This window comes from Caballeronia sp. RCC_10, assembly GCF_041360715.1.
GTDB classification, from domain to species: Bacteria; Pseudomonadota; Gammaproteobacteria; order Burkholderiales; family Burkholderiaceae; genus Caballeronia; species Caballeronia grimmiae.
Window position 1 is genome coordinate 105429 of record NZ_JBFUPT010000001.1, and the last position, 21296, is coordinate 126724.

At 63.9% G+C, this 21296-nt stretch carries 21 protein-coding genes; 13 read left to right on the plus strand and 8 right to left on the minus strand.

Annotated features, from left to right (window positions below; all coding sequences use genetic code 11):
- Positions 1–233 precede the first annotated feature (233 nt).
- From AB6804_RS00470 to AB6804_RS00525, 12 genes are all read left to right on the plus strand, one after another.
- Positions 234–608 (plus strand): Mth938-like domain-containing protein, encoded by a 375-nt coding sequence (locus tag AB6804_RS00470; protein WP_244792347.1) that lies wholly within the window; start codon positions 234–236, stop codon positions 606–608.
- A gap of 371 nt (positions 609–979) precedes the next feature.
- Positions 980–2653 (plus strand): glycosyltransferase family 39 protein, encoded by a 1674-nt coding sequence (locus AB6804_RS00475; RefSeq protein ID WP_370885389.1) that lies wholly within the window; start codon positions 980–982, stop codon positions 2651–2653.
- Between the two features lie 60 nt (positions 2654–2713).
- Positions 2714–3085 carry a multidrug efflux SMR transporter gene (locus AB6804_RS00480; RefSeq protein WP_250472255.1) on the plus strand — a complete coding sequence of 124 codons (372 nt, stop codon included), beginning with the start codon at positions 2714–2716 and terminating at the stop codon, positions 3083–3085.
- A gap of 37 nt (positions 3086–3122) precedes the next feature.
- Entirely contained in the window at positions 3123–4280 is a 1158-nt protein-coding gene (locus tag AB6804_RS00485) for a DegT/DnrJ/EryC1/StrS family aminotransferase (protein ID WP_370884802.1), read from the plus strand.
- Positions 4281–4296: 16 nt separating this feature from the next.
- A complete protein-coding gene (locus AB6804_RS00490) occupies positions 4297–5337 on the plus strand; it encodes a glycosyltransferase (protein ID WP_370884803.1) in 1041 nt (346 codons plus the stop codon).
- A complete protein-coding gene (locus AB6804_RS00495) occupies positions 5334–6320 on the plus strand; it encodes a formyltransferase (protein WP_370884804.1) in 987 nt (328 codons plus the stop codon). The genes AB6804_RS00490 and AB6804_RS00495 overlap by 4 nt, the downstream gene beginning before the upstream one ends.
- A complete protein-coding gene (locus AB6804_RS00500) occupies positions 6317–7372 on the plus strand; it encodes a bifunctional UDP-4-keto-pentose/UDP-xylose synthase (protein ID WP_052005905.1) in 1056 nt (351 codons plus the stop codon). Before AB6804_RS00495 ends, AB6804_RS00500 begins: the two co-directional genes overlap by 4 nt.
- A gap of 10 nt (positions 7373–7382) precedes the next feature.
- Entirely contained in the window at positions 7383–8279 is an 897-nt protein-coding gene (locus tag AB6804_RS00505; RefSeq protein ID WP_370884805.1) for a polysaccharide deacetylase family protein, read from the plus strand.
- Positions 8280–8350: 71 nt separating this feature from the next.
- Positions 8351–8812, plus strand: a complete 462-nt coding sequence (locus tag AB6804_RS00510) for a peroxiredoxin (RefSeq protein WP_370884806.1) — start codon at positions 8351–8353, stop codon at positions 8810–8812.
- 399 nt (positions 8813–9211) lie between these two features.
- Positions 9212–11095, plus strand: coding sequence for a PhoH family protein (locus AB6804_RS00515; protein ID WP_370884807.1), 1884 nt, complete (start codon positions 9212–9214; stop codon positions 11093–11095).
- 197 nt (positions 11096–11292) lie between these two features.
- A complete protein-coding gene (locus AB6804_RS00520; protein WP_370885390.1) occupies positions 11293–12453 on the plus strand; it encodes an NlpC/P60 family protein in 1161 nt (386 codons plus the stop codon).
- Between the two features lie 79 nt (positions 12454–12532).
- Positions 12533–13339, plus strand: a complete 807-nt coding sequence (locus AB6804_RS00525; protein WP_370884808.1) for an SDR family oxidoreductase — start codon at positions 12533–12535, stop codon at positions 13337–13339.
- Positions 13340–13389: 50 nt separating this feature from the next.
- Here the strand turns inward: AB6804_RS00525 and AB6804_RS00530 are convergent, their stop codons facing one another.
- From AB6804_RS00530 to AB6804_RS00565, 8 genes are all read right to left on the minus strand, one after another.
- A complete protein-coding gene (locus AB6804_RS00530; protein WP_370884809.1) occupies positions 13390–14400 on the minus strand; it encodes an anion permease in 1011 nt (336 codons plus the stop codon).
- 100 nt (positions 14401–14500) lie between these two features.
- Positions 14501–15127 carry a DUF47 domain-containing protein gene (locus AB6804_RS00535; RefSeq protein ID WP_035967466.1) on the minus strand — a complete coding sequence of 209 codons (627 nt, stop codon included), beginning with the start codon at positions 15125–15127 and terminating at the stop codon, positions 14501–14503.
- Positions 15128–15274: 147 nt separating this feature from the next.
- Positions 15275–16666: a replicative DNA helicase gene (locus AB6804_RS00540; RefSeq protein ID WP_035967468.1), complete on the minus strand. Its 1392-nt coding sequence runs from the start codon at positions 16664–16666 to the stop codon at positions 15275–15277.
- 122 nt (positions 16667–16788) lie between these two features.
- Positions 16789–17244: a 50S ribosomal protein L9 gene (gene rplI / locus AB6804_RS00545; protein ID WP_035967470.1), complete on the minus strand. Its 456-nt coding sequence runs from the start codon at positions 17242–17244 to the stop codon at positions 16789–16791.
- A gap of 28 nt (positions 17245–17272) precedes the next feature.
- Positions 17273–17548 carry a 30S ribosomal protein S18 gene (gene rpsR / locus AB6804_RS00550; protein ID WP_007000150.1) on the minus strand — a complete coding sequence of 92 codons (276 nt, stop codon included), beginning with the start codon at positions 17546–17548 and terminating at the stop codon, positions 17273–17275.
- A gap of 2 nt (positions 17549–17550) precedes the next feature.
- The gene (gene priB, locus AB6804_RS00555; protein WP_014191232.1) at positions 17551–17850 is read right to left on the minus strand and encodes a primosomal replication protein N; all 300 of its coding nucleotides are present in this window, start codon (positions 17848–17850) and stop codon (positions 17551–17553) included.
- Between the two features lie 45 nt (positions 17851–17895).
- Positions 17896–18267, minus strand: a complete 372-nt coding sequence (gene rpsF, locus AB6804_RS00560) for a 30S ribosomal protein S6 (protein ID WP_035967471.1) — start codon at positions 18265–18267, stop codon at positions 17896–17898.
- A gap of 123 nt (positions 18268–18390) precedes the next feature.
- The gene (locus tag AB6804_RS00565; RefSeq protein WP_244792363.1) at positions 18391–19344 is read right to left on the minus strand and encodes a LysR family transcriptional regulator; all 954 of its coding nucleotides are present in this window, start codon (positions 19342–19344) and stop codon (positions 18391–18393) included.
- Positions 19345–19520: 176 nt separating this feature from the next.
- Here AB6804_RS00565 and gcl point away from each other — a divergent pair, with 176 nt between their 5' ends.
- On the plus strand, positions 19521–21296 hold the full coding sequence (gene gcl, locus AB6804_RS00570; protein WP_370884810.1) for a glyoxylate carboligase: 1776 nt from the start codon (positions 19521–19523) through the stop codon (positions 21294–21296).

Here is a 21296-nt window from a genome sequence, read left to right on the forward strand (position 1 = left end):
GATGACGCCCCGCCAGATAGGGCGCGGGCGCTGCCGGCCGGGTTGCGTGTCGATGGCGGCTTGTGGCGGCACGCGAGCGCAACGGTTGCCGCGCAAGCAGACCGGGCGGCCGGAAAGTTATAATTTACCGATTATGGCCCGGTTCCGCAATGCACCAAAGCGCGCCGCGAAGTTAGCCGCGCAGCCTTGCCTCGGAGCCGCGTCCGCCCTTCTTCTCTTGCCGGATCTTCGTTTTGAAACTTCATCAGGAATCGAGCGGCGCACTCAATACGATCACGAGTTACGGAGACGGTTTCGTCGCGATCAATCTGCAACGGCACGAAGGCAGCGTCCTCGTGATGCCCGACGCGCCCGTGACGAACTGGCCGGTCTCGTCGTTCGACGCGCTCACCCCCGAACACTTCGAGGCCCTCGTTGAGGCCGCGCCCGAGGTCGTGATTTTCGGCAGCGGCACGAAGCTGCGGTTTCCGCATCCGCGCCTCGTCGCGCAACTGGCGAAGCACCGCATCGGCGTGGAAACGATGGACTTCGGCGCGGCCTGCCGCACCTACAACATTCTGATGTCCGAAGGCCGGCGCGTCGCGGCCGCGTTGCTGATCGAGGCGTGAGCGTCGACTAGCCGCCGATAAGCGTCCGTTAAGCCAGCATCGGCGACACTCGCGCGGCGCGGCCGGACGCCGCCCAGTGGCAGCCGTGCGCCAAAATGACGAATCGGGGCGGCCGTGCGATACACTCCCGCCCGGCGTCCGTCGCGCTCGCGCCGAGGCCTCATGCGCGGCGGCGCCATGCCCCTTTCATCGGGCTTTCCGTTGGGTTTCCCACTTGGAGCAGCGTGCGCGAGAACTTGCGCCGTATTTTCATGCCTCAGGATGCGGAACGCGCGCTGTCGCGCCCCGGCACGCGGGCGCGACAGCACGACAGCGTCAAAGCCCTTCTTGATTCACTAGCGCCGCATCGCGGCATCGGACAGGTCGACTTCATGAACGATACGCCTTCGCGGCTACCGCTCACACGCCTTTCGCTCACGCTTCTCATCCTCGCGCTCGCGATCATCTGGTTCGCGCCGCTCGGTCTGCGCCATCTCGTTCCGAGCGACGAAGGCCGTTACGCCGAAATGGCGCGAGAAATGTTCGTCACCGGCGACTGGATCACGCCGCGCTACAACGGCTACAAGTATTTCGAGAAGCCGCCGCTGCAGACGTGGGCCAACGCGCTCACCTTCGCGTGGTTCGGCATCGGCGAATGGCAGGCGCGCCTCTATACGGCGCTGACGGGCTTCGCCGGCGTGCTGCTGATCGGCTTCACCGGCAAGCGCGTGTTCAACGCGATGACGGGCTTCGCCGCCGCCGTCATCCTCGCGACCTGCCCGTACTGGAATCTGATGGGCCACTTCAACGCGCTGGACATGGGCCTGTCGTTCTGGATGGAGCTCACGCTCTGCGCCCTTCTGCTCGCCCAGCGCCCCGGCCTGCCCGCGCGCCGGGTGCGGCTCTGGATGTGGCTCTGCTGGGCCGCGATGGCTGCCGCCGTGCTCTCGAAAGGGCTCGTCGGCCTTATCCTGCCGGGCGCGGTGCTGGTCCTCTATTCGATCGTGTCGCGCGACTGGGCGCTGTGGAAGCGCCTTTATATCGGCAGCGGGCTGATCGTGTTTCTGATCGTCGCCGCGCCGTGGTTCGTGCTCGTGCAGATGAAGAACCCCGAGTTCTTCGATTTCTTCTTCATCGTGCAGCAGTTCAAGCGCTATCTGACGCCCGAGCAGAACCGTCCGGGGCCGTTCTATTACTTCGTGCCCGTGCTGATCGTGGGCTTCCTGCCGTGGCTGTCGATCGTGGTGCAGAGCGTGCGCCACGGCGTGAAGACGCCGCGCCAGCCCAACGGCTTCGCGCCCGTCACGATGCTGCTCGTCTGGTCGGCGTTCATCTTCCTGTTCTTCAGCGCGTCGCATTCGAAGCTGCTGTCGTACGTGCTGCCGATCGCGCCCGCCATCGCGCTCGTGCTCGGCCTCTATCTGCCGTCGCTCACGAAGAGCCAGTACCGCAGGCATCTGATCGGCTACGCGGTGTTGCTGATCGCGGCGGCGTTCGGTGCGATCTTCCTCGGCCGGGCGGGAAGCGCGGGCACGCCGAACGCGTTGTATCGCGCGTTCCAGGTCTGGGTGTATGCGGGCCTCGCGGTGGCGTTCGTCGTGACGATCTTCGCGCTGTGGCTCAACCGCCGCAGCGTGCTGGCGGGCGCGGCCGGACTCGGCGCGGCGTGGCTGCTGCTCGGCACGATCGCCGGCACGGGGCACGACGTCTTCGGCACCGAAAGTTCCGGCGTGAAACTCGTGCCGGCCGTCAAGGCCGAGATGGCCAAGCTGCCGCCCGACACTCCCTTCTATTCGATCGCGAAGCTCGACCACACGATGCCCTTCTACCTCGGCCGCACGATGACCATGGTGCAGGAATCCGACGAACTGAGGTTCGGCGTCACGACGGAACCGCAGAAGTGGCTGCCGACCATCGACGACTGGGTGCGGCGCTGGAACGCCGATCGTTACGCGCTGGCGCTGCTGCCGCCGGGGCGCTACGACGAAATGCTCGCGCGCGGCGTGCCGATGCAGGTCATCGCCCGCGATGCGCGGCGCGTGATCGTCGAGAAGCCGCAGCCGTGACGGCGTGCGTCGATGACGCCGGCATCCGCCAATGAACCGAGTATCCTTATTGTCCAATCGATGAATCCGATTTCCTTCACTTGCATCGTCATCGGCGTATTGTTGAACGCGTGCGCCCAGTTGCTGCTCAAGGCAGGCGTCAACGCCGTCGGCCATTTCGACATGACCCCGGCGAACATTCTGCCCGTCGGTTTCCGGATTGCGACGCAATGGCCCATCATCGGCGGCCTCGCGTGCTACGTGGTGAGCGTCGTCGTGTGGATCGTCGGGTTGTCGCGGGTCGATGTGTCGGTCGCGTATCCGATGCTCTCGCTCGGCTACGTCGTCAACGCATTCGCGGCGTGGTATCTGTTCGGCGAAGTGCTGTCGGTGCAGCGGCTCGTCGGTATCGGCATCATTCTCGTCGGCGTGGCCGTGCTCGCGCGCGGCTGATTCCCGTTTCACTCCCTTTTTGTTAAGCAGACATTCCATGACTCAGACCTCGCGGCCGTTCCTGCCCTTCGTCAAGCCTGAGATCGACGAGGAAACCATTCAGGGCGTCGTCGACGTGCTGCGTTCCGGCTGGATCACGACCGGCCCGCAGAACCAGCAATTCGAAGCCGAGTTGTCGGCGTATTTCGGCGGGCGCCCGGTGCGCGCGTTCAATTCCGGCACCTGCACGATGGAAATCGCGCTGCGCATCGCGGGCGTCGGCGCGGGCGATGAAGTCATTACCACGCCGATGACCTGGGTTTCGACCGCGAACGTGATCCTCGAAGTCGGCGCAACGCCGGTGTTCGTCGATATCGATCCGGTCACCCGCAACATGGACCTGAACTTGCTTGAAAAGGCCATCACGCCGCGCACGAAAGCGATCATGCCCGTTTATCTCGCGGGCCTGCCGGTGGACATGGACCGGCTCTACGAGATTGCGCGCGAGCACAGGCTGCGCGTGATCGAAGACGCGGCGCAGGCGTTCGGCTCGACGTGGAAGGGCCAGCGCATCGGCTCGTTCGGCGATCTGGTGTCGATCAGCTTTCATGCGAACAAGAACGTGACGTCGATCGAAGGCGGCGCGCTCATCATGAACAACGAGGACGAAGCGGAACTGGCGCGCAAGTACCGGCTGCAAGGCATCACGCGCACGGGCTTCGACGGCATGGACTGCGACGTGCTGGGCGGCAAGTACAACCTGACCGATGTCGCGGCGCGCGTCGGTCTCGGGCAGTTGCGGCAAGTGGAACGTTTCACCCAGAAGCGCCGCGAACTGGCGCGCGCCTACTTCGACGCGTTCGAAGGCGGCGCAGCGTTGCGGCTCGGCGCCGGGCTGCCGCCGCGCAATTTCACCGACAGCAACTGGCACATGTTCCAGATCGCGCTGCCGCTCGACAAGCTGCAACTGACGCGCGCGCAATTCATGGAACAGCTGAAGGAGCGCGGCGTCGGCGCAGGCGTGCACTATCCGGCGCTGCATCTGTTTTCGCTATATCGCGCACGCGGCTTCGCCGAAGGCATGTTTCCGCACGCCGAGCGATACGGCGCATCGACGGTCACGCTGCCGCTCTTCACGCTGATGAGCGAGGACGATGTCGCGCATGTCGTGAAGTCGGTCAATGAAATCTGCGAATTGTTTGGCCTCAACCGTTAACGAAATGCACAGCCACATGAGTCATTCGGATTTTCCGGCGAATTCGCCCGAAGTCTCGGTCATCATTCCGGTGTACAACGAGGCGGACGGCCTCGCCGCGCTGTTCGAGCGCCTTTACCCGGCGCTCGATGCGCTCGGCACGTCGTATGAAGTTATCTTCATCAACGACGGCAGCCGCGACAAGTCGGCCGCGCTGCTCGCGCAGCAGTTCCACTTGCGTCCCGATACCACGCGCGTGATCCTGCTCAACGGCAACTATGGGCAGCACATGGCGATTCTCGCGGGCTTCGAGCAATCGCGCGGGGACATCGTCGTGACGCTCGATGCCGACCTGCAGAATCCGCCCGAAGAGATCGGCAAGCTCGTCGCAAAGATACGCGAAGGCTACGACTACGTCGGCACAATCCGTCAGCAGCGTCAGGACAGCCTGTGGCGCAAGAAGGCGTCGCGCGCGATGAACCGCCTGCGCGAGCGCATCACGAAGATCAAGATGACCGATCAGGGCTGCATGTTGCGCGCCTATAGCCGGCACATCATCGACACGATCAACCGGTGCGGCGAGATCAATACGTTCATTCCCGCGCTTGCCTACACCTTCGCGCAGAATCCGATTGAAGTGGACGTGGCGCACGAGGAGCGCTTCGCGGGCGAATCGAAGTATTCGCTGTATAGCCTGATCCGGCTCAACTTCGATCTCGTCACCGGCTTTTCGGTGGTGCCGCTGCAATGGCTGTCGTTCATCGGCGTGATCCTGTCGGTCGGCTCGGCGGGCCTCTTCGTGCTGCTGCTGATTCGCCGCTTCATGTTCGGCGCGGAAGTCCAGGGCGTGTTCACGCTGTTCGCCATCACGTTCTTCATGCTCGGCGTGATCATCTTCGCGCTCGGGCTGCTCGGCGAATACATCGGCCGCATTTATCAGCAAGTGCGTGCACGGCCGCGCTATCTCGTGCAGACGATCCTCGAACAGCGCGACGGCTTGCCGGTCGCGGAAAGGCCGATGCAGAACGTGATGCAGCCGATCGCCGCCGTCGTCAGCCGCGAGGACAACGGCCGATGAAGCCGCGCGCCGTCGTCTTCGCCTATCACAACGTCGGCGTGCGCTGCCTGCAAGTGCTGCTCGCGCGTGGCGTCGATGTCGCGCTCGTCGTCACGCACGAGGACAGCGCGAGCGAGAACATCTGGTTCGGCAGCGTCGCGCAGGTCGCGGCGGAGCATGGCATCAGCGTCATCGCGCCCGCCGATCCCAAGTCGACCGACGTGCACGACGCTGTCGCGAAAGCCGCGCCCGATTTCATCTTCTCGTTCTATTACCGGCACATGCTGCCGGTCGCGCTGCTCGCGCTCGCGAGACGCGGCGCTTACAACATGCATGGCTCGCTGCTGCCGAAGTATCGCGGCCGCGTGCCGACCAACTGGGCGGTGATCAACGGCGAGACCGAGACCGGCGCGACGCTGCACGAAATGGCGGCCAAGCCCGACGCCGGCGCGATCGTCGCGCAGACGCCCGTGCCGATCCTCCCCGACGATACCGCCGCCCAGGTCTTCGATAAAACCGTCGTCGCCGCCGAACAGACGCTGTGGCGCGTGCTGCCCGCACTGCTCGCCGGCGAAGCGCCGCATCTGCCGAACGATCTCGCCGCCGGCAGCTACTACGGCGGGCGCAAGCCGGAAGACGGGCGCATCGACTGGACGCAGCCGGCGCAGCGCGTCTACAACCTGATTCGCGCCGTCGCCCCGCCCTATCCCGGCGCTTTCACGGATATCGGCGAGCATCGTTTCATCGTCGCGCGCGCGCGTCTCGTGCCCGAAACCGGCGCGCCAGGCACACCGCCGCAGAAGCTCGCCGAACTGCGGAGTTTGCCGCCAGGCCTAAGGGTGACGGATAATGCGCTGTTTGGCGTCTGCGGCGACGGCCGCGTGATCGCCGTGCACGAACTGCGCCATCGGCTGCTCGACGCCGCATCGCATCCCTTAGGCGAAGAACGCGCCGTCGATCCCGCCGAATTCGGCCGACTCATTCAATCCAATCGTCATTCATGAAAAAAGTCCTCATCCTGGGTGTCAACGGCTTCATCGGCCATCACCTGTCCAAGCGCATCCTCGAAACCACCGACTGGGAAGTCTTCGGGATGGACATGCAAACCGATCGCCTGGGCGAGCTCGCGAATCACGAGCGGATGCACTTCTTCGAAGGCGACATCACGATCAACAAGGAGTGGGTCGAGTATCACGTGAAGAAGTGCGACGTGATCCTGCCGCTCGTCGCCATCGCCACGCCCGCGACCTACGTGAAGCAGCCGCTGCGCGTGTTCGAGTTGGACTTCGAGGCGAACCTGCCGATCGTCCGTTCGGCCGTGAAGTACGGCAAGCATCTGGTGTTTCCGTCGACCTCCGAGGTCTACGGCATGTGCACCGACGAGCAGTTCGACCCGGAAAACTCCACGCTCTCCTACGGCCCCATCAACAAGCCGCGCTGGATTTATGCGTGCTCGAAGCAGCTGATGGACCGCGTGATCTGGGGCTACGGCATGGAAGGCCTCAACTTCACGCTGTTCCGTCCGTTCAACTGGATCGGCCCGGGCCTCGACTCCATCTACACGCCGAAGGAAGGTTCGTCGCGCGTGGTCACGCAGTTTCTCGGCCACATCGTGCGCGGCGAGAACATCAGTCTCGTCGATGGCGGCGCGCAAAAGCGCGCCTTCACGGACATCGACGACGGCATCGGCGCGCTGATGAAGATCATCGAGAACAAGGGCGGCGTCGCGACGGGCAAGATCTATAACATCGGCAATCCGAAGAACAACTTCTCGGTGCGCGAGCTTGCCAACAAGATGCTGACGCTCGCGAACGAGTTCCCCGAGTACGCCGAGACCGCGAAGCAGGTGCAACTCGTCGAGACATCGTCGGGCGCGTACTACGGCGCGGGTTATCAGGACGTGCAGAATCGCGTGCCGAAGATCGACAACACGATGCAGGAACTCGGCTGGGCCCCGCACGCCACCATGGACGACGCGCTGCGCAAGATTTTCGAAGCGTACCGCGGGATCGTGGGCGAGGCCCGCAAGCTGGTCGAACAGGCCGACCAGAACTGAGGGACGACGGGTGGCTCGCATCGTCCTGAAGATCGACGTCGATACGCTGCGCGGAACCCGCGAAGGCGTGCCCAATCTCGGGCGTCTGCTCGACAAATACAGCGCCCGCGCGACGTTCCTGTTCAGCCTCGGTCCGGATCACACCGGCTGGGCGCTGCGCCGCGTGTTCCGGCCGGGCTTTCTCAAGAAGGTGTCGCGCACGTCGGTGGTCGAGCACTACGGCATCAAGACGCTCATGTATGGCGTGCTGCTGCCGGGGCCGGACATCGGCAGGCAGGCGGTATCGGAGATGCGCGCAATCCACGAAGCCGGCTTCGAATGCGGCATCCACACGTGGGATCACGTCTACTGGCAGGACAACGTGCGCGCGCGCGACCGCGCGTGGACCGTCGCGCAGATGCAGCAGAGCCATGCGCGCTTCATCGAGGTTTTCGGCGCACCGCCCGTCACCCACGGCGCGGCCGGCTGGCAGATGAACGGCTATGCGTTCGAGCAGATCGACGCATGGGGCATGCGGTATGCATCCGATGGACGCGGGCACACGCCGTATATTCCCGTGCTGGATGGCCGCACGCTCGATCACATCCAGATGCCGACCACGCTCCCGACGCTCGACGAAGTGCTGGGCGTGGATGGCGTCGACGTGAGCAACGTTGCGGCGCATGTCTTGCGGCATACGATGAACAACCCGCATGATCAGGTGTTCACGCTGCATGCGGAACTCGAAGGCCAGAAACTCGCGCCGGTGTTCGAGCAATTGCTCGCCGGGTGGCGCGCGCAGGGACACAGCTTCGCCACGATGGGCGACTATCATGCGACGCTGGATCGCGCCACGCTGCCGTCGTATCCGGTGACGTGGGGCGAGATTCCCGGCCGTGCGGGCGAACTGATCGTCCAGCCCGGCTGAACGAAACACAGCGAAATCGCGCCGCGCGCCCGCCCGCTCAACAAAAATCAACGACAACAGGAGAAACCTACGTGCCAGTCGCAGTCGACCAGCCCGTTCCCGACTTCACCGCGCCCGCGACGGGCGGCGAGTTCACGCTTTCGAGCCTGCGCGGCCAGAAGGTCGTGCTGTTCTTCTATCCGAAGGACAATACGCCCGGCTGCACGACGGAAAGTCTCGGCTTTCGCGACCACTACGAGCAGTTCAAGGCCGCAGGGGCGGAAATCGTCGGCATCTCGCGCGACAGCGTGAAGTCGCACGACAACTTCAAGGCGAAGCTCGAGTTGCCGTACACGCTCGTCTCCGATTCCGACGAGGCAATCTGCTCGCTCTTCGACGTCGTCAAGATGAAGAAGATGTATGGCAAGGAAGTGCGCGGCATCGAGCGTTCGACGTTTCTCGTGGACGCGGAAGGTGTGCTGCGCCGCGAGTTTCGCGGCATCAAGGTGCCGGGGCACGTAGAGGCTATCGTCGAGGCTGTACAAGCGATTTGAGGCACGTTATATTGGTTTGCAATGAGCGCCTGTCCACCCCATTCCCTCCGCCTTCGCGCCTGCCGCCGCGCGCCTTCCAGCGCCGTCGGCATGGACCCGGGCTACGTGGGACGGGCACGGCGCAGGCGCTCCCAAAGAGAAGTCAGCCGCTGGTTCCGGTAACACGGACGGCGGCTTTTTTATTGGCGTCGCGCGGCGGCCGGGTGGATCGGCGGCCGGTGCGTCGCGAGTCACGCACCGAGGAGCAGATCGAAACCTAGGCGACCGGCGTTTTCGACAACGAAGCGCGCCACCAGGCGCAAACTGCGGGACACTTAGCGCTAAACGCTAGATGGGCGAACGAGCAGGATGCGACAGGCGGCGCACGATACATGACCCGATTCCTTCTGAGGGAACACCATGCCTTTGCCTACCGCCCCGGCCAAGCTCGGCCATCTCCTTCCGGCCGACGAGTACAAGGCCAAAGCCCGGCCATCGAAGCAAGTAAGAAAAGGCGCGACGAACGATGACGACGCCAACGGCTCCGTCGAGACCGTCGCCAGCGAGCGTCCCCAGGCAGCCAATGCGGCGCATACGCTGCGCGCCATCGCGAGCGACGTGCTGACGCAGACGGCGCCGGAACCGTCGACGCAAACGCCCGCGCCCGCTGCGCGCGGACGCCGCACGAAACAGACTGCCGCGCTCCTGCAGCGTGTGCCGGACGCGCGCGCGAAAAACGACGAGGCCGACAAAGCCGGACAGGCGGACGACGCCGGGAACGAAGCGCCTCGCGCCAGACGCGAAGCGCGCACGGAAGAGCCCGCGACGACGCCTGCCGCCCCGAGCGCCGCACCCGCGAAAGACGCCCGCACGCAGACCCGGCGCCGCCAGCGCGGCGCGGTCGAGGACGAACTGCGCAAGCTCTTCGTGCTCGATACCAACGTGCTGATGCACGACCCGAGTTCCCTGTTCCGCTTCGAGGAACACGACATCTATCTGCCGATGATGACGCTGGAGGAACTCGACAATCACAAGAAGGGCATGTCGGAAGTGGCGCGCAACGCGCGTCAGGTGAGCCGCACGCTCGACGGTCTCGTGGCCAACGGCGGGCAGATGTCCGAAGGCATCCCGCTTGCCGCGCAAGGCAATCGCGACGCGCTCGGCCGCCTGTACTTCCAGACGACGCTTACCGATATCGAGCCGGTGGAGGGCCTGCCCGTCGGCAAGGCGGACAACCAGATTCTGGGCGTCGTGCGGGCGTTGCAGAAGGAGCGGCCGGATCGTCAGGTCGTGCTGGTGTCGAAAGACATCAACATGCGCATCAAGGCGCATGCGCTCGGCCTGCCCGCCGAGGACTACTTCAACGATCAGGTTCTCGAAGACAAGGACCTGCTCTACTCCGGCGTCCGGCCGCTGCCGCAAGACTTCTGGACGAAGCACGCGAAGGGCATGGAAAGCTGGCAGGACACCAAGACCGGCACCACGTATTACCGCGTGACCGGGCCGCTCTGCTCGTCGATGCTCGTCAACGAGTTCGTGTATCTCGAGCCGCAGAACGGCGAGCCGTCGTTCCACGCGGTCGTGCGCGAGCTGAACGGCAAGACCGCGCTCCTGCAAACGCTGCGTGACTACGGGCATCACAAGAACAACGTGTGGGGCATCACGGCGCGCAATCGTGAGCAGAACTTCGCGCTGAACCTGCTGATGAACCCGGAAGTCGATTTCGTCACGCTGCTCGGTCAGGCCGGCACTGGCAAGACGCTGATGGCGCTCGCCGCCGGCCTCGCGCAAGTGCTCGACGACAAGCGCTACAACGAGATCATCGTGACGCGCGCGACGGTGCCGGTCGGCGAAGACATCGGCTTCCTGCCGGGCACCGAGGAAGAGAAGATGCAGCCGTGGATGGGCGCATTCGACGACAACCTCGAAGTCCTGCAAAAGACCGACGATGCCGCCGGCGAATGGGGCCGCGCCGCGACGCAGGAGCTGATCCGCTCGCGCCTGAAGGTGAAGAGCATGAACTTCATGCGCGGCCGCACGTTCGTGGACAAGTACGTAATCATCGACGAAGCGCAGAATCTGACGCCCAAGCAGATGAAAACGCTCGTCACGCGCGCGGGTCCGGGGACGAAGATCGTTTGCCTCGGCAACATCGCGCAGATCGACACGCCGTATCTGACCGAAGGCAGCTCCGGGCTTACCTATGTCGTCGATCGCTTCAAGGGATGGACGCATAGCGGTCACGTGACGCTGGCACGCGGCGAGCGCTCGCGTCTCGCGGACTACGCTTCGGATATTCTCTAAGCGGTCGAACCGCGTTTGCTGCGAAAGCCCGGTGGAGCAATCCACCGGGCTTTTTCTTGGCCGAACGTCCCGAAGCCGCAACAGTTAGGGCGGAAACTTAAAGTGAAATGTCACGACCTGTTGCGGCACGGCCGTGCGGCGGGCTAGTATCGGCGGATTGATTTGTTCCGGCGAGCATGGCTCGCCGCATGCTCGAAATGCGTCGAATCTGGCTGCCGCTCATCCTTACCGTTGTGCTTGCCGCGTGTGGAACCGCGCCGCAGCAGGCAGCGCGCAAGCCTGCCTCGGCCGGCGGCAGCACCAGCAGCAGCGCCGCCTCCCGCGCCTATGCGCCGCCGCACGGCTTTCCCACTTTCGTCGATCACAGCGTCGGGCGCGAGGAAATCTCCATTCAGGCGATGTCGCTCGTCGGCGTGCCGTATCGCTGGGGCGGCAATACGCCGGACGCGGGCTTCGATTGCAGCGGGCTCGTGCGCTATGTCGTCGATCGGGCCGCGTCCGTGAATCTGCCGCGCACGACCGCCGAGATGAGCGGGCGCGGCGAGTCGATTCAGCCCGACGAGGTCGCACCCGGCGATCTGATTTTCTTCAACACGACGGGCCGGCCGCATTCCCATGTCGGCATCTACGTGGGCAAGCTGCGGTTCGTGAACGCGCCTTCGACCGGCGGCACCGTGCGGCTCGATTACCTGACGAATCCGTACTGGGCGAAGCGTTTCGACGGAATCCGCCGTGTCGCGCCGGCGAAAACAGTGCCGACGCCGTTCGATCAGCCGACTTATATCGCGTCGCAACCTCAGCCGGGCGTGCGGTCACAGGCGGCTCAGGCGTCTAGCCCGATACCCTCCCCGATCGCCGCTCGCGCCGATGCGTTCGAGCCGCCGCCCTCGTCGTCGAGCGCGGCGCGAGGCCAATCCGTCGCGGCGGCGTCGGCTTCGGTTCCGGCGCGGCAAACGGCTCGAGTCGATCCGTTCGAGCCGCCATCGGCGTCGTCGAGTCCGACTGCAACATCGACCGCGGCTTCTTCGTACGCTCGTCAACCCGCCAGCGGCGACGCTTTCGAGCCGCCGCCGTCATCGTCGAGCGCAGCCAGGCGACAGGCGCAAGCCGCGGTCGCCATCGACGCCGCGCCCGATCCGATCCAGGCTGCCGCCGACGCCTTCGAGCCGCCGCCGCCCACCTCGCGCGCCGCACGCCAGCAGGCTCGCGCGGCACAGGCCACCGCAACGGCGACCGTTCCGGCCGAACCCGCCGAGCCGCCAGTCCGCGTGATGCGCGCGTCGACCGGCTCGCTCGTCCCGACGCGTCCGGCCCAGAACGACGACCCCATCGCCCGCTTCGCGGCCGGCAGCGACTGACACCCGCCGCGCCTCTCTGCTATCGTGTTCCGGTTCATCTTCAACAGCGGCACGAAAGAACCGATAGGAGCGAATCACCATGGATCTGGGTCTTGCTGGCAAGGTCGTCCTGATCACGGGCGGCAGCAAGGGTATCGGCTTTGCCTGCGCGAAAGCATTCGCGCGTGAAGGCGCCAAAGTCGCGATCGTCTCGCGTGACGCCGCCAACCTCGCCCGGGCGCGCGAGCAACTCGCCGCCGACGGCCATCACGTCCATCTCGCCCGCGCCGATCTGCACGAAGCGCACAGCGCGGAGGACGTCGTGGAGGAAGCGAGCGCGGCGCTCGGCCCCATCGACATCCTGATCAACAGCGCCGGCGCCGCCCGCCGCTACGATCCCGATTCGCTGGATGCCGCCGCCTACAAAGCCGCGATGGACGCGAAATACTTCTCCTACGTCTTTCCGCAGCAAGTCGTCCTGAAGCGCATGGCCGAGCGCGTGCGCAACGAGCCGGACGCGGAGCCTGGCGCGATCGTCAATATCGTCGGGATGGGCGGCAAGATCGCGACGGATATTCATATCGCGGGCGGCGCGGCCAACGCGGCGCTGATGCTGAACACCGTCGGCCTCGCGCATCACTACGCGAAGCTCGGCATCCGCATCAACGCGATCAATCCGGGCGCGACGCTCACCGAGCGCGTCGAAGAGGCGCTCGAACTGGAGGCGCAGCGACAAGGCGTCACGAGGGATCAGGTGCTGGCCGACAGTCAGGCCAAAGTGCCGCTCGGGCGTTACGCGAAACCGGAGGAAATCGCCGACGTCGCCCTATTTCTGGCGAGCCGCCGCGCGAGTTACGTGTCGGGCGCGATCATCCCGATGGACGGGGTGTCGTCGCCGATCATTTGATGCGCTGCGGCCCGGAACGACCGGGCCGCAGGCGAATGCAGAGCAGGTGCCTAGAAAATGTGATGGCCGACCCACCAGCCCGCAGCGGCGAGCGCGGCGGACGCGGGAATGGTCAGCACCCACGCCCACACGATGTTGCCCGCGACGCCCCAGCGCACCGCGCTGAACTTCTGGGTCGCGCCGACGCCGACGATAGCGCCGGTGATCGTGTGCGTCGTGGAAACGGGGATGCCCAGCATGGACGCGACGAACAGCGTAATTGCCCCGCCCGTCTCCGCGCAGAAGCCGCCGACCGGCTTGAGCTTCGTGATTTTCTGCCCCATCGTGCGGACGATGCGCCAGCCGCCGAACAGCGTGCCGAGGCCCATCGACAGGTAACAGAGCGCGATCACCCATATCGGCGGTGCGTCGGCTGCGACAGAGGAGTAGCCGGTGGCGATCAGCAGCATCCAGATAATGCCGATGGTCTTCTGCGCATCGTTGCCGCCGTGACCGAGCGAATACAGGCCCGCCGACACGAGCTGGAGACGGCGGAAGCGCCGGTCGACCTTCGAAGGCGGCGTGCGGAAGTACATCCACGACACGAGCAGCATGAAGAACGAGCCGAGCACGAAGCCGAGCACCGGCGAAATGAAGATGAACGCAACGGTCTTCAGCAGCCCGTCCCAGTTCAGCGACCCCCAGCCCGACTTGGCGAGCGCCGCGCCGACCAGCCCGCCGATCAGCGCGTGCGACGAACTCGAAGGAATGCCGTACACCCACGTCACGATGTTCCAGCCGATGGCCCCGACGAGCGCCCCGAAGATGACGTAGTGATCGACGATGTTCGGGTCGATCGTCCCCTTGCCCACGGTCGCGGCGACCTTCAGGTGAAAAATGAAATACGCAATAACGTTGAACGCGGCCGCGAACGCGACGGCTTGCTGCGGCTTGAGCACGCCGGTCGACACGACCGTCGCAATTGAGTTGGCGGCGTCGTGGAAGCCGTTCATGAAGTCGAACACGAGTGCGACTATGACAAGCGTAGCGACAGCCCAGAGGGCGAGTTGAATCGAATGCATCAGTTGGTGTTGTTTTGACTGGCCTCAGATACGGGCCTGTCTGTGTCGTCAGGACCCGCTGCGCAAATTCAGCTTGCGCATGCGGGCTCGGGCGGCATGATCAGGCGTTTTCCAGCACGATGCCTTCGATGATGTTGGCGACGTCCTCGCACTTGTCGGTGATCGTCTCCAGAAGCTCGTAGATCGCCTTGAGCTTGATGAGCGTCTTCACGTCGTCTTCCTCGCGGAACAGCTTCGACATGGCCGAGCGAAGCACGCGGTCCGCGTCCGATTCCAGACGGTCGATCTCTTCGCAGATCTTGAGGATCTCGCTCGCGCGCTTCATGTCCTCGAGCAGGCTGACCGCGGTCTGCACGCGCAAACAGGTGGCCGTGCAGATATGCGCAAGCTGGCTCGCCTCCGACGTCACCGCGCGCACGTCGTACAGTGAAATGGCCGTGGCGACGTCCTCCATCAGATCGAGGATGTCGTCCATCGTCGTGATGAGCTTGTGAATTTCGTCGCGATCGAGCGGCGTGATGAACGTCTTGTGCAGCAGGTCGATGGTTTCGTGCGTGAGCTTGTCTGCACGCTTCTCGTTCGCCTGGACGTTCTGCTTGTGGACCTCGGCTTCGGGGAGGTTGTCTATCAGCAGTTCGAGCTCGCGGCTGGCGTCGACCATGCATTTCGCATGGGCGTTGAAGATCTCGAAGAATTTGCCCTCGGTGGGCATGAAACGACCGAACATGAAAATCCCGATAGATGGGTCAATGAGGCTGTCATCAAACCGTCGTATTGTACCCGCGCGCTGCACCCGGCGCACCGCGCCATGAGGACGCGCGAACGAGGTGTCGTAACGGTCTGACAGTTTGCAGCGAAGGAAGGCCGATGGGCCTTACTCGCCGCCGTAGAAGTTCTGCACGCCCGCGAAGTTGTCGAACTTCGTGTACTGCCCGTGGAAGGTCAGGCGCACCGGCCCGATCGGACCGTTACGCTGCTTGCCGATGATGATTTCGGCGGTCCCTTTGTCCGGGCTGTCGGGATTGTAGACCTCGTCGCGGTAGATGAAGAGAATGACGTCCGCGTCCTGTTCGATAGCGCCGGATTCGCGCAGGTCCGACATGATCGGACGCTTGTTCGGACGCTGCTCGAGACCGCGGTTCAACTGCGACAAGGCGATCACGGGAACATCGAGTTCCTTCGCGAGACTCTTGAGCGAACGCGAGATTTCGGAGATTTCGGTGGCGCGGTTTTCGCCGCCGCTTCCTGAGCCGGACATCAGCTGCAGATAATCGACGATGATGAGCCCGAGCTTGCCGCACTGCCGCGACAGACGGCGCGCGCGCGAGCGCAGTTCCATCGGATTGAGACCGCCGGTTTCATCGATGAAAAGCTGCGCCTCGCTCATTTTCTGCACTGCGTGCGTGAGCTTCGGCCAGTCCTCGTCGGTGAGGCGGCCGGTACGCATGCGATGCTGGTCGAGCCGGCCGACCGAGCCGAGCATGCGCATCGTCAGTTGCGTGCCGGGCATTTCCATCGAGAACACGGCAACGGGCAGACCATACTCCACCGCCACATACTCACCGATGTTCATCGAGAACGCGGTCTTACCCATCGACGGACGTCCCGCGACGATGATCAGTTCGCCGCCGTGCATGCCCGAGGTCATGCGATCGAGGTCGACGAAGCCTGTCGGCGTGCCGGTGACATCGCTCGGATTGGCCGTGTGATAAAGCGTGTCGATGCGCTCGACCACTTGCGTCAGAAGCGGCCCGATTTCCAGGAAGCCCTGCGTGCCGCGTGCGCCGTCCTCGGCGATGGAAAACACGCGCGATTCGGCCTCGTCCAGAATCTGCCGGACTTCCTTGCCTTGCGGATTGAAGGCGTCGGCGGAGATTTCATCGGCGACGGAAACGAGGCGGCGCAGCACCGCGCGGTCGCGCACGATTTCGGCATAGCGCCGGATGTTCGCCGCGCTCGGCGTGTTCTGCGCGAGCGCGTTCAGGTACGCGAGCCCGCCGACTTCCTCGGCCTTGCCGGCCATGTTGAGCGATTCGTAGACGGTGATGACGTCCGCTGGGCGCGTCGCCGCGATCAGCTTGCCGATGTGCTCAAAGATGATGCGATGGTCATAGCGATAGAAGTCGCTTTGCGCCATCACGTCGGCGATACGGTCCCATGCCGCATTGTCCAGGAGCAGGCCCCCGATCACCGATTGCTCGGCTTCGATGGAGTGCGGCGGAACCTTCAGCGCGTCGAGTTGCGGATCTTTTGACGGTGCGTTCATGGGGTGGAATTATCGACGAAATCAGACGGCCGGTGCTTCAATCAGACAACAAAAAAGGCAGGAACCGATGGAGGTTCCTGCCCTTCTTTCCTGCTCGCGAGGCACGAAGCCTCGACGATGACTTACGCGTGCTCGCCGAGCACCGACACGGTCACGTCGACGAGGACGTCCGTGTGCAGCGCCACTTGGATCGGATGGTCGCCGACCATCTTCAGCGGGCCTTGCGGCAGGCGCACTTGCGCCTTTTCCACTTCAGCGAAGCCTTGCTTCTTCAGCGCCTGGGCGATGTCCGCGTTCGTGACCGAACCGAACAGACGGCCGTCGACGCCAGCCTTCTGCGAAATCTGCACGGTGAAACCGTTCAGCTTTTCGCCTTGTGCTTGCGCAGCAGCCAGCTTTTCACCGGCGTTCTTTTCCAGTTCGGCGCGGCGTACTTCGAATTCGGCGATTGCGTCCTTCGTTGCGCGGCGAGCCTTCTTGCCGGGGATCAGGAAGTTACGTGCGTAGCCGTCCTTGACCTTGACGATATCGCCCAGGTTGCCCAGGTTGACGACCTTTTCCAAAAGAATGATTTGCATTTTTGGCTTTCCTTAGTGCGTCGTCTGATTAGGCCTTGTGCAGGTCGGTGTACGGCAGGAGCGCCAGGAAACGCGCGCGCTTGATTGCCGTGTCGAGCTGGCGCTGATAGTGCGCCTTCGTGCCAGTCAGACGAGCCGGCGTGATCTTGCCGTTTTCGCCGATGAAGTCCTTCAGCGTTTCCGTGTCCTTGTAGTCGATGTACTCGACACCGGCTGCCGTGAAACGGCAGAACTTCTTGCGCTTGAAGAGCGGGTTTTGTTGCTGACGACGCTTGTCGAATTTCTTACCAGTCGGGCGGGGCATGTTCAGTCCTTTCCAATGTCCTGCAATTCTGTGATGTGAAACACCAGGGTCCGCGCGTTACGGCTTCGTTTCGCCAGAAAGCCGGTGAAGCGTGTTTCGACGCCCATCGGACAGCTTTCGAGCTTGCCGCTCGCTTCGCCGGCCGCGACCGCCTGCAGGGTCAGTTCGATCTTGCGGACGATGCCCGCTTCGACGACTTCCGCTGCGTGTTGCAACGTGCAGCTTGCGATCGGGATGCCGGCGGGCGTGTACCGCACCGGTTCGCGTTCCACGACGCTTGCTGTCAGTTGCAGCCGGTTCACGAGAGCGTTTCGGTTTCCTGGTGGCTTGACAGTGATGAGCTGTCGTTAAGCCTGCGCTTCGGTCGGCTGAGCGGCCGCCTTCTTGGCTTCTTCGCGCTGCACTTCCTTCATCATCGGCGACGGGCCGGTTTCGGCCTTCTTCATCTTGACGATCAGATGGCGCAGAACGGCGTCGTTGAACTTGAACGCGTGTTCCAGTTCTTCGAGCGTCGCCTGGTCGCATTCGATGTTCATGCAGACGTAGTGAGCTTTCGCGAGTTTCTCGATCATGTAGGCCAGTTGGCGGCGGCCCCAGTCCTCGACGCGGTGGATCTGGCCACCGTGCGACGTGATCGTGGTCTTGTAGCGCTCGATCATGGCGGGCACTTGCTCGCTCTGATCCGGATGCACGATGAAGACGATTTCGTAATGACGCATAGATTCACTCCTTGTGGATAGAAGCCACCCGGGCGTCGGACCGGTGCGGCAAGTGAGAAGCCGAAGATTATAGCTTTTTGTATGCGCTCACGCAAATGCGATTTCAAACGCCTTTTCAAGCAGTTAGCTTGACTGGGCGTAGAGCGGCTGTGGCTCGCCGGGCAAGGTCAGGCGACGGCTCCAGTACCCGGGCTGCGCGTAGATTTCCTTCAGATAATCAATGAAGTAGCGCACGCGCGCCGGCACGTAGCGCTGTTGCGGGTAGACCGCGAGGATGTCGTAAGCGGGCAATTCGAAGTCGTCGAGCACGGTTTCCAGTTCGCCCGCCTCCAGTTGCCGCTGGATTTCCCATGTGGATCGCCAGCCGAGCCCGAGCCCTTCCGATACCCAGCGATGCAGCAGTTCGCCGTCGTTGCAATCGAGATTGCCGGCCACGCGCACGGTCACGAGCTTGCCATTGCGCTGAAAGTACCAGCCGCGGTTCTGCCCGCCCTGCAGGTTGAACGCGAGGCAGTTGTGATTCGGCAGGTCGTCGAGCGTCTTTGGTTTGCCGTGCTTCCTGAAGTACGCGGGCGTGCCGCAGACGACGCGCCGGTTGCCCGCCAGCTTGACCGCGACGAAGTTCGGATCGACCGCGCCGCCGATGCGAATCGACAAGTCATAGCCCTCGCGCACCAGATCGACGACGCGATCGGTCAGATTGAACGACATCTGCAATTCGGGCTTGTCGGCGATGAACGCGGGCGCGTGCGGCGCGACGTGCATCCGTCCGAACGCCGCCGGCGCCGACACGATCAGATGCCCGCCCACCGCGCGACGCCCCGCCGCCAGTTCGTTCTCCGCCTGGTCCCACTCCGCGAGCAGATTCTTGCAGCGGTCGAGAAACGCGGCGCCCTCTTCGCTCACCACCAGCCGGCGCGTCGAGCGATACATCAGCTTGACGCCGAGACGCTTCTCGAGCGCGTCGATGCGCCGTCCGAGAATCACCGGCGATACGCCTTCTTCCAGCGCCGCAGCCGCAAGGCTGCCCGCCTCGGCCACCCGCACGAAGGTTTCGATCTGCTTGAAGCGGTCCATTTCCGTGTCTCCTGGCCCCGAAGCGAGCCGCACCGCATCCCCATTCGATACTTTTAGTTTGGGAAAAAGCGACTCGTGCTGATCTTATCAAACCTTTTTCACAGTTCTAAAGTGCAATGGAACCCTGCTTCGATGCAGACAGCATTCACGGATAGAGACAAACGAAGGAGACAATCATGGCCAAGATGAGAGCCGTCGACGCAGCCGTTCTCGTGCTGGAGAGAGAAGGCATCGACACCGCGTTCGGCGTGCCGGGCGCCGCGATCAACCCGTTCTACTCGGCGATGAAGCGCTCGGGCAGCATCAGCCACGTGCTCGCGCGCCACGTCGAAGGCGCATCGCACATGGCAGAAGGCTATACGCGCGCCGCGCCCGGCAACATCGGGGTATGCATCGGCACGTCGGGGCCGGCGGGCACGGACATGATCACGGGCCTCTATTCCGCCTCCGCCGATTCCATCCCGATTCTCGCGATCACCGGTCAGGCGCCCCGCGCGCGTCTGTACAAGGAAGACTTCCAGGCGGTCGACATCGAATCGATCGCGAAGCCGGTCACGAAGTGGGCCGTCACCGTGCGCGAACCGGCGCTCGTGCCGCGCGTGTTCCAGCAGGCGTTCCATCTGATGCGATCCGGCCGTCCGGGTCCGGTGCTGGTCGATCTGCCGATCGACGTCCAGCTCGCCGAAATCGAGTTCGATATCGAGACTTACGAGCCGCTGCCGGTCTACAAGCCGAAGGCGACGCGCGCGCAGGTCGAGAAGGCGCTCACGATGCTCAACGACGCCGAGAAGCCGCTCATCGTCTCGGGCGGCGGCGTGCTCAACGCGGCGGCGGAGGACCTGCTCGTGACGTTCGCGGAGACGCTCGGCGTGCCGGTCATCCCGACGCTGATGTCCTGGGGCGCGATTCCCGACGATCACCCGCTGATGGCCGGCATGGTCGGCCTGCAAACATCGCATCGATACGGCAACGCGACGATGCTGGCGTCGGACTTCGTGCTCGGCATCGGCAATCGCTGGGCGAACCGTCATACGGGCAGCGTCGAGGTCTATACGAAGGGCCGCAAGTTCGTGCACGTGGATATCGAGCCGACGCAGATCGGCCGCGTGTTCGGACCGGACCTCGGCATCGTGTCGGATGCGAAGGCGGCGCTCGAACTCTTCGTGGAAGTGGCCAAGGAATGGAAGGCCGCGGGCAAGCTCAAGGACCGCAGCGCGTGGGTCGCCGACTGCCAGCAGCGCAAGCGCACGATGCTGCGCAAGACGCACTTCGACAACGTGCCGATGAAGCCGCAGCGCGTCTACGAAGAAATGAATCTCGCGTTCGATCGCGACACCTGCTTCGTGACGACGATCGGCCTTTCGCAGATCGCCGGTGCGCAGTTCCTGCACGTGTTCAAGGCGCGCAACTGGATCAATTGCGGACAGGCGGGCCCGCTCGGCTGGACGATTCCGGCTGCGCTCGGCGTGCGTGCGGCGGACCCCCAGCGCAAGATCGTCGCGCTGTCCGGCGACTACGACTTCCAGTTCATGATCGAAGAACTGGCCGTGGGCGCGCAGTTCAAGCTGCCTTATGTGCATGTCGTCGTGAATAACTCGTATCTGGGCTTGATCCGTCAGGCGCAGCGCGGCTTCGATATGGACTACTGCGTGCAGCTCGCGTTCGACAACATCAACGCGCCCGAACTCGATGGCTATGGCGTGGATCACGTCGCGGTCGCCGAAGGCCTCGGCTGCAAGGCGCTGCGCGTGTTCAAGCCGGAGGACATCGCCGGGGCGCTGAAGCAGGCGCAGGCGATGGCGGCAGAGCATCAGGTGCCGGTCGTCGTCGAGATGATTCTCGAACGCGTGACGAACATTGCGATGGGCACCGAGATCGACGCCATCAACGAGTTCGAGGAACTCGCCGAAAGCAAGGCCGATGCACCGACCGCCGTGATGCCGCTCGATTGA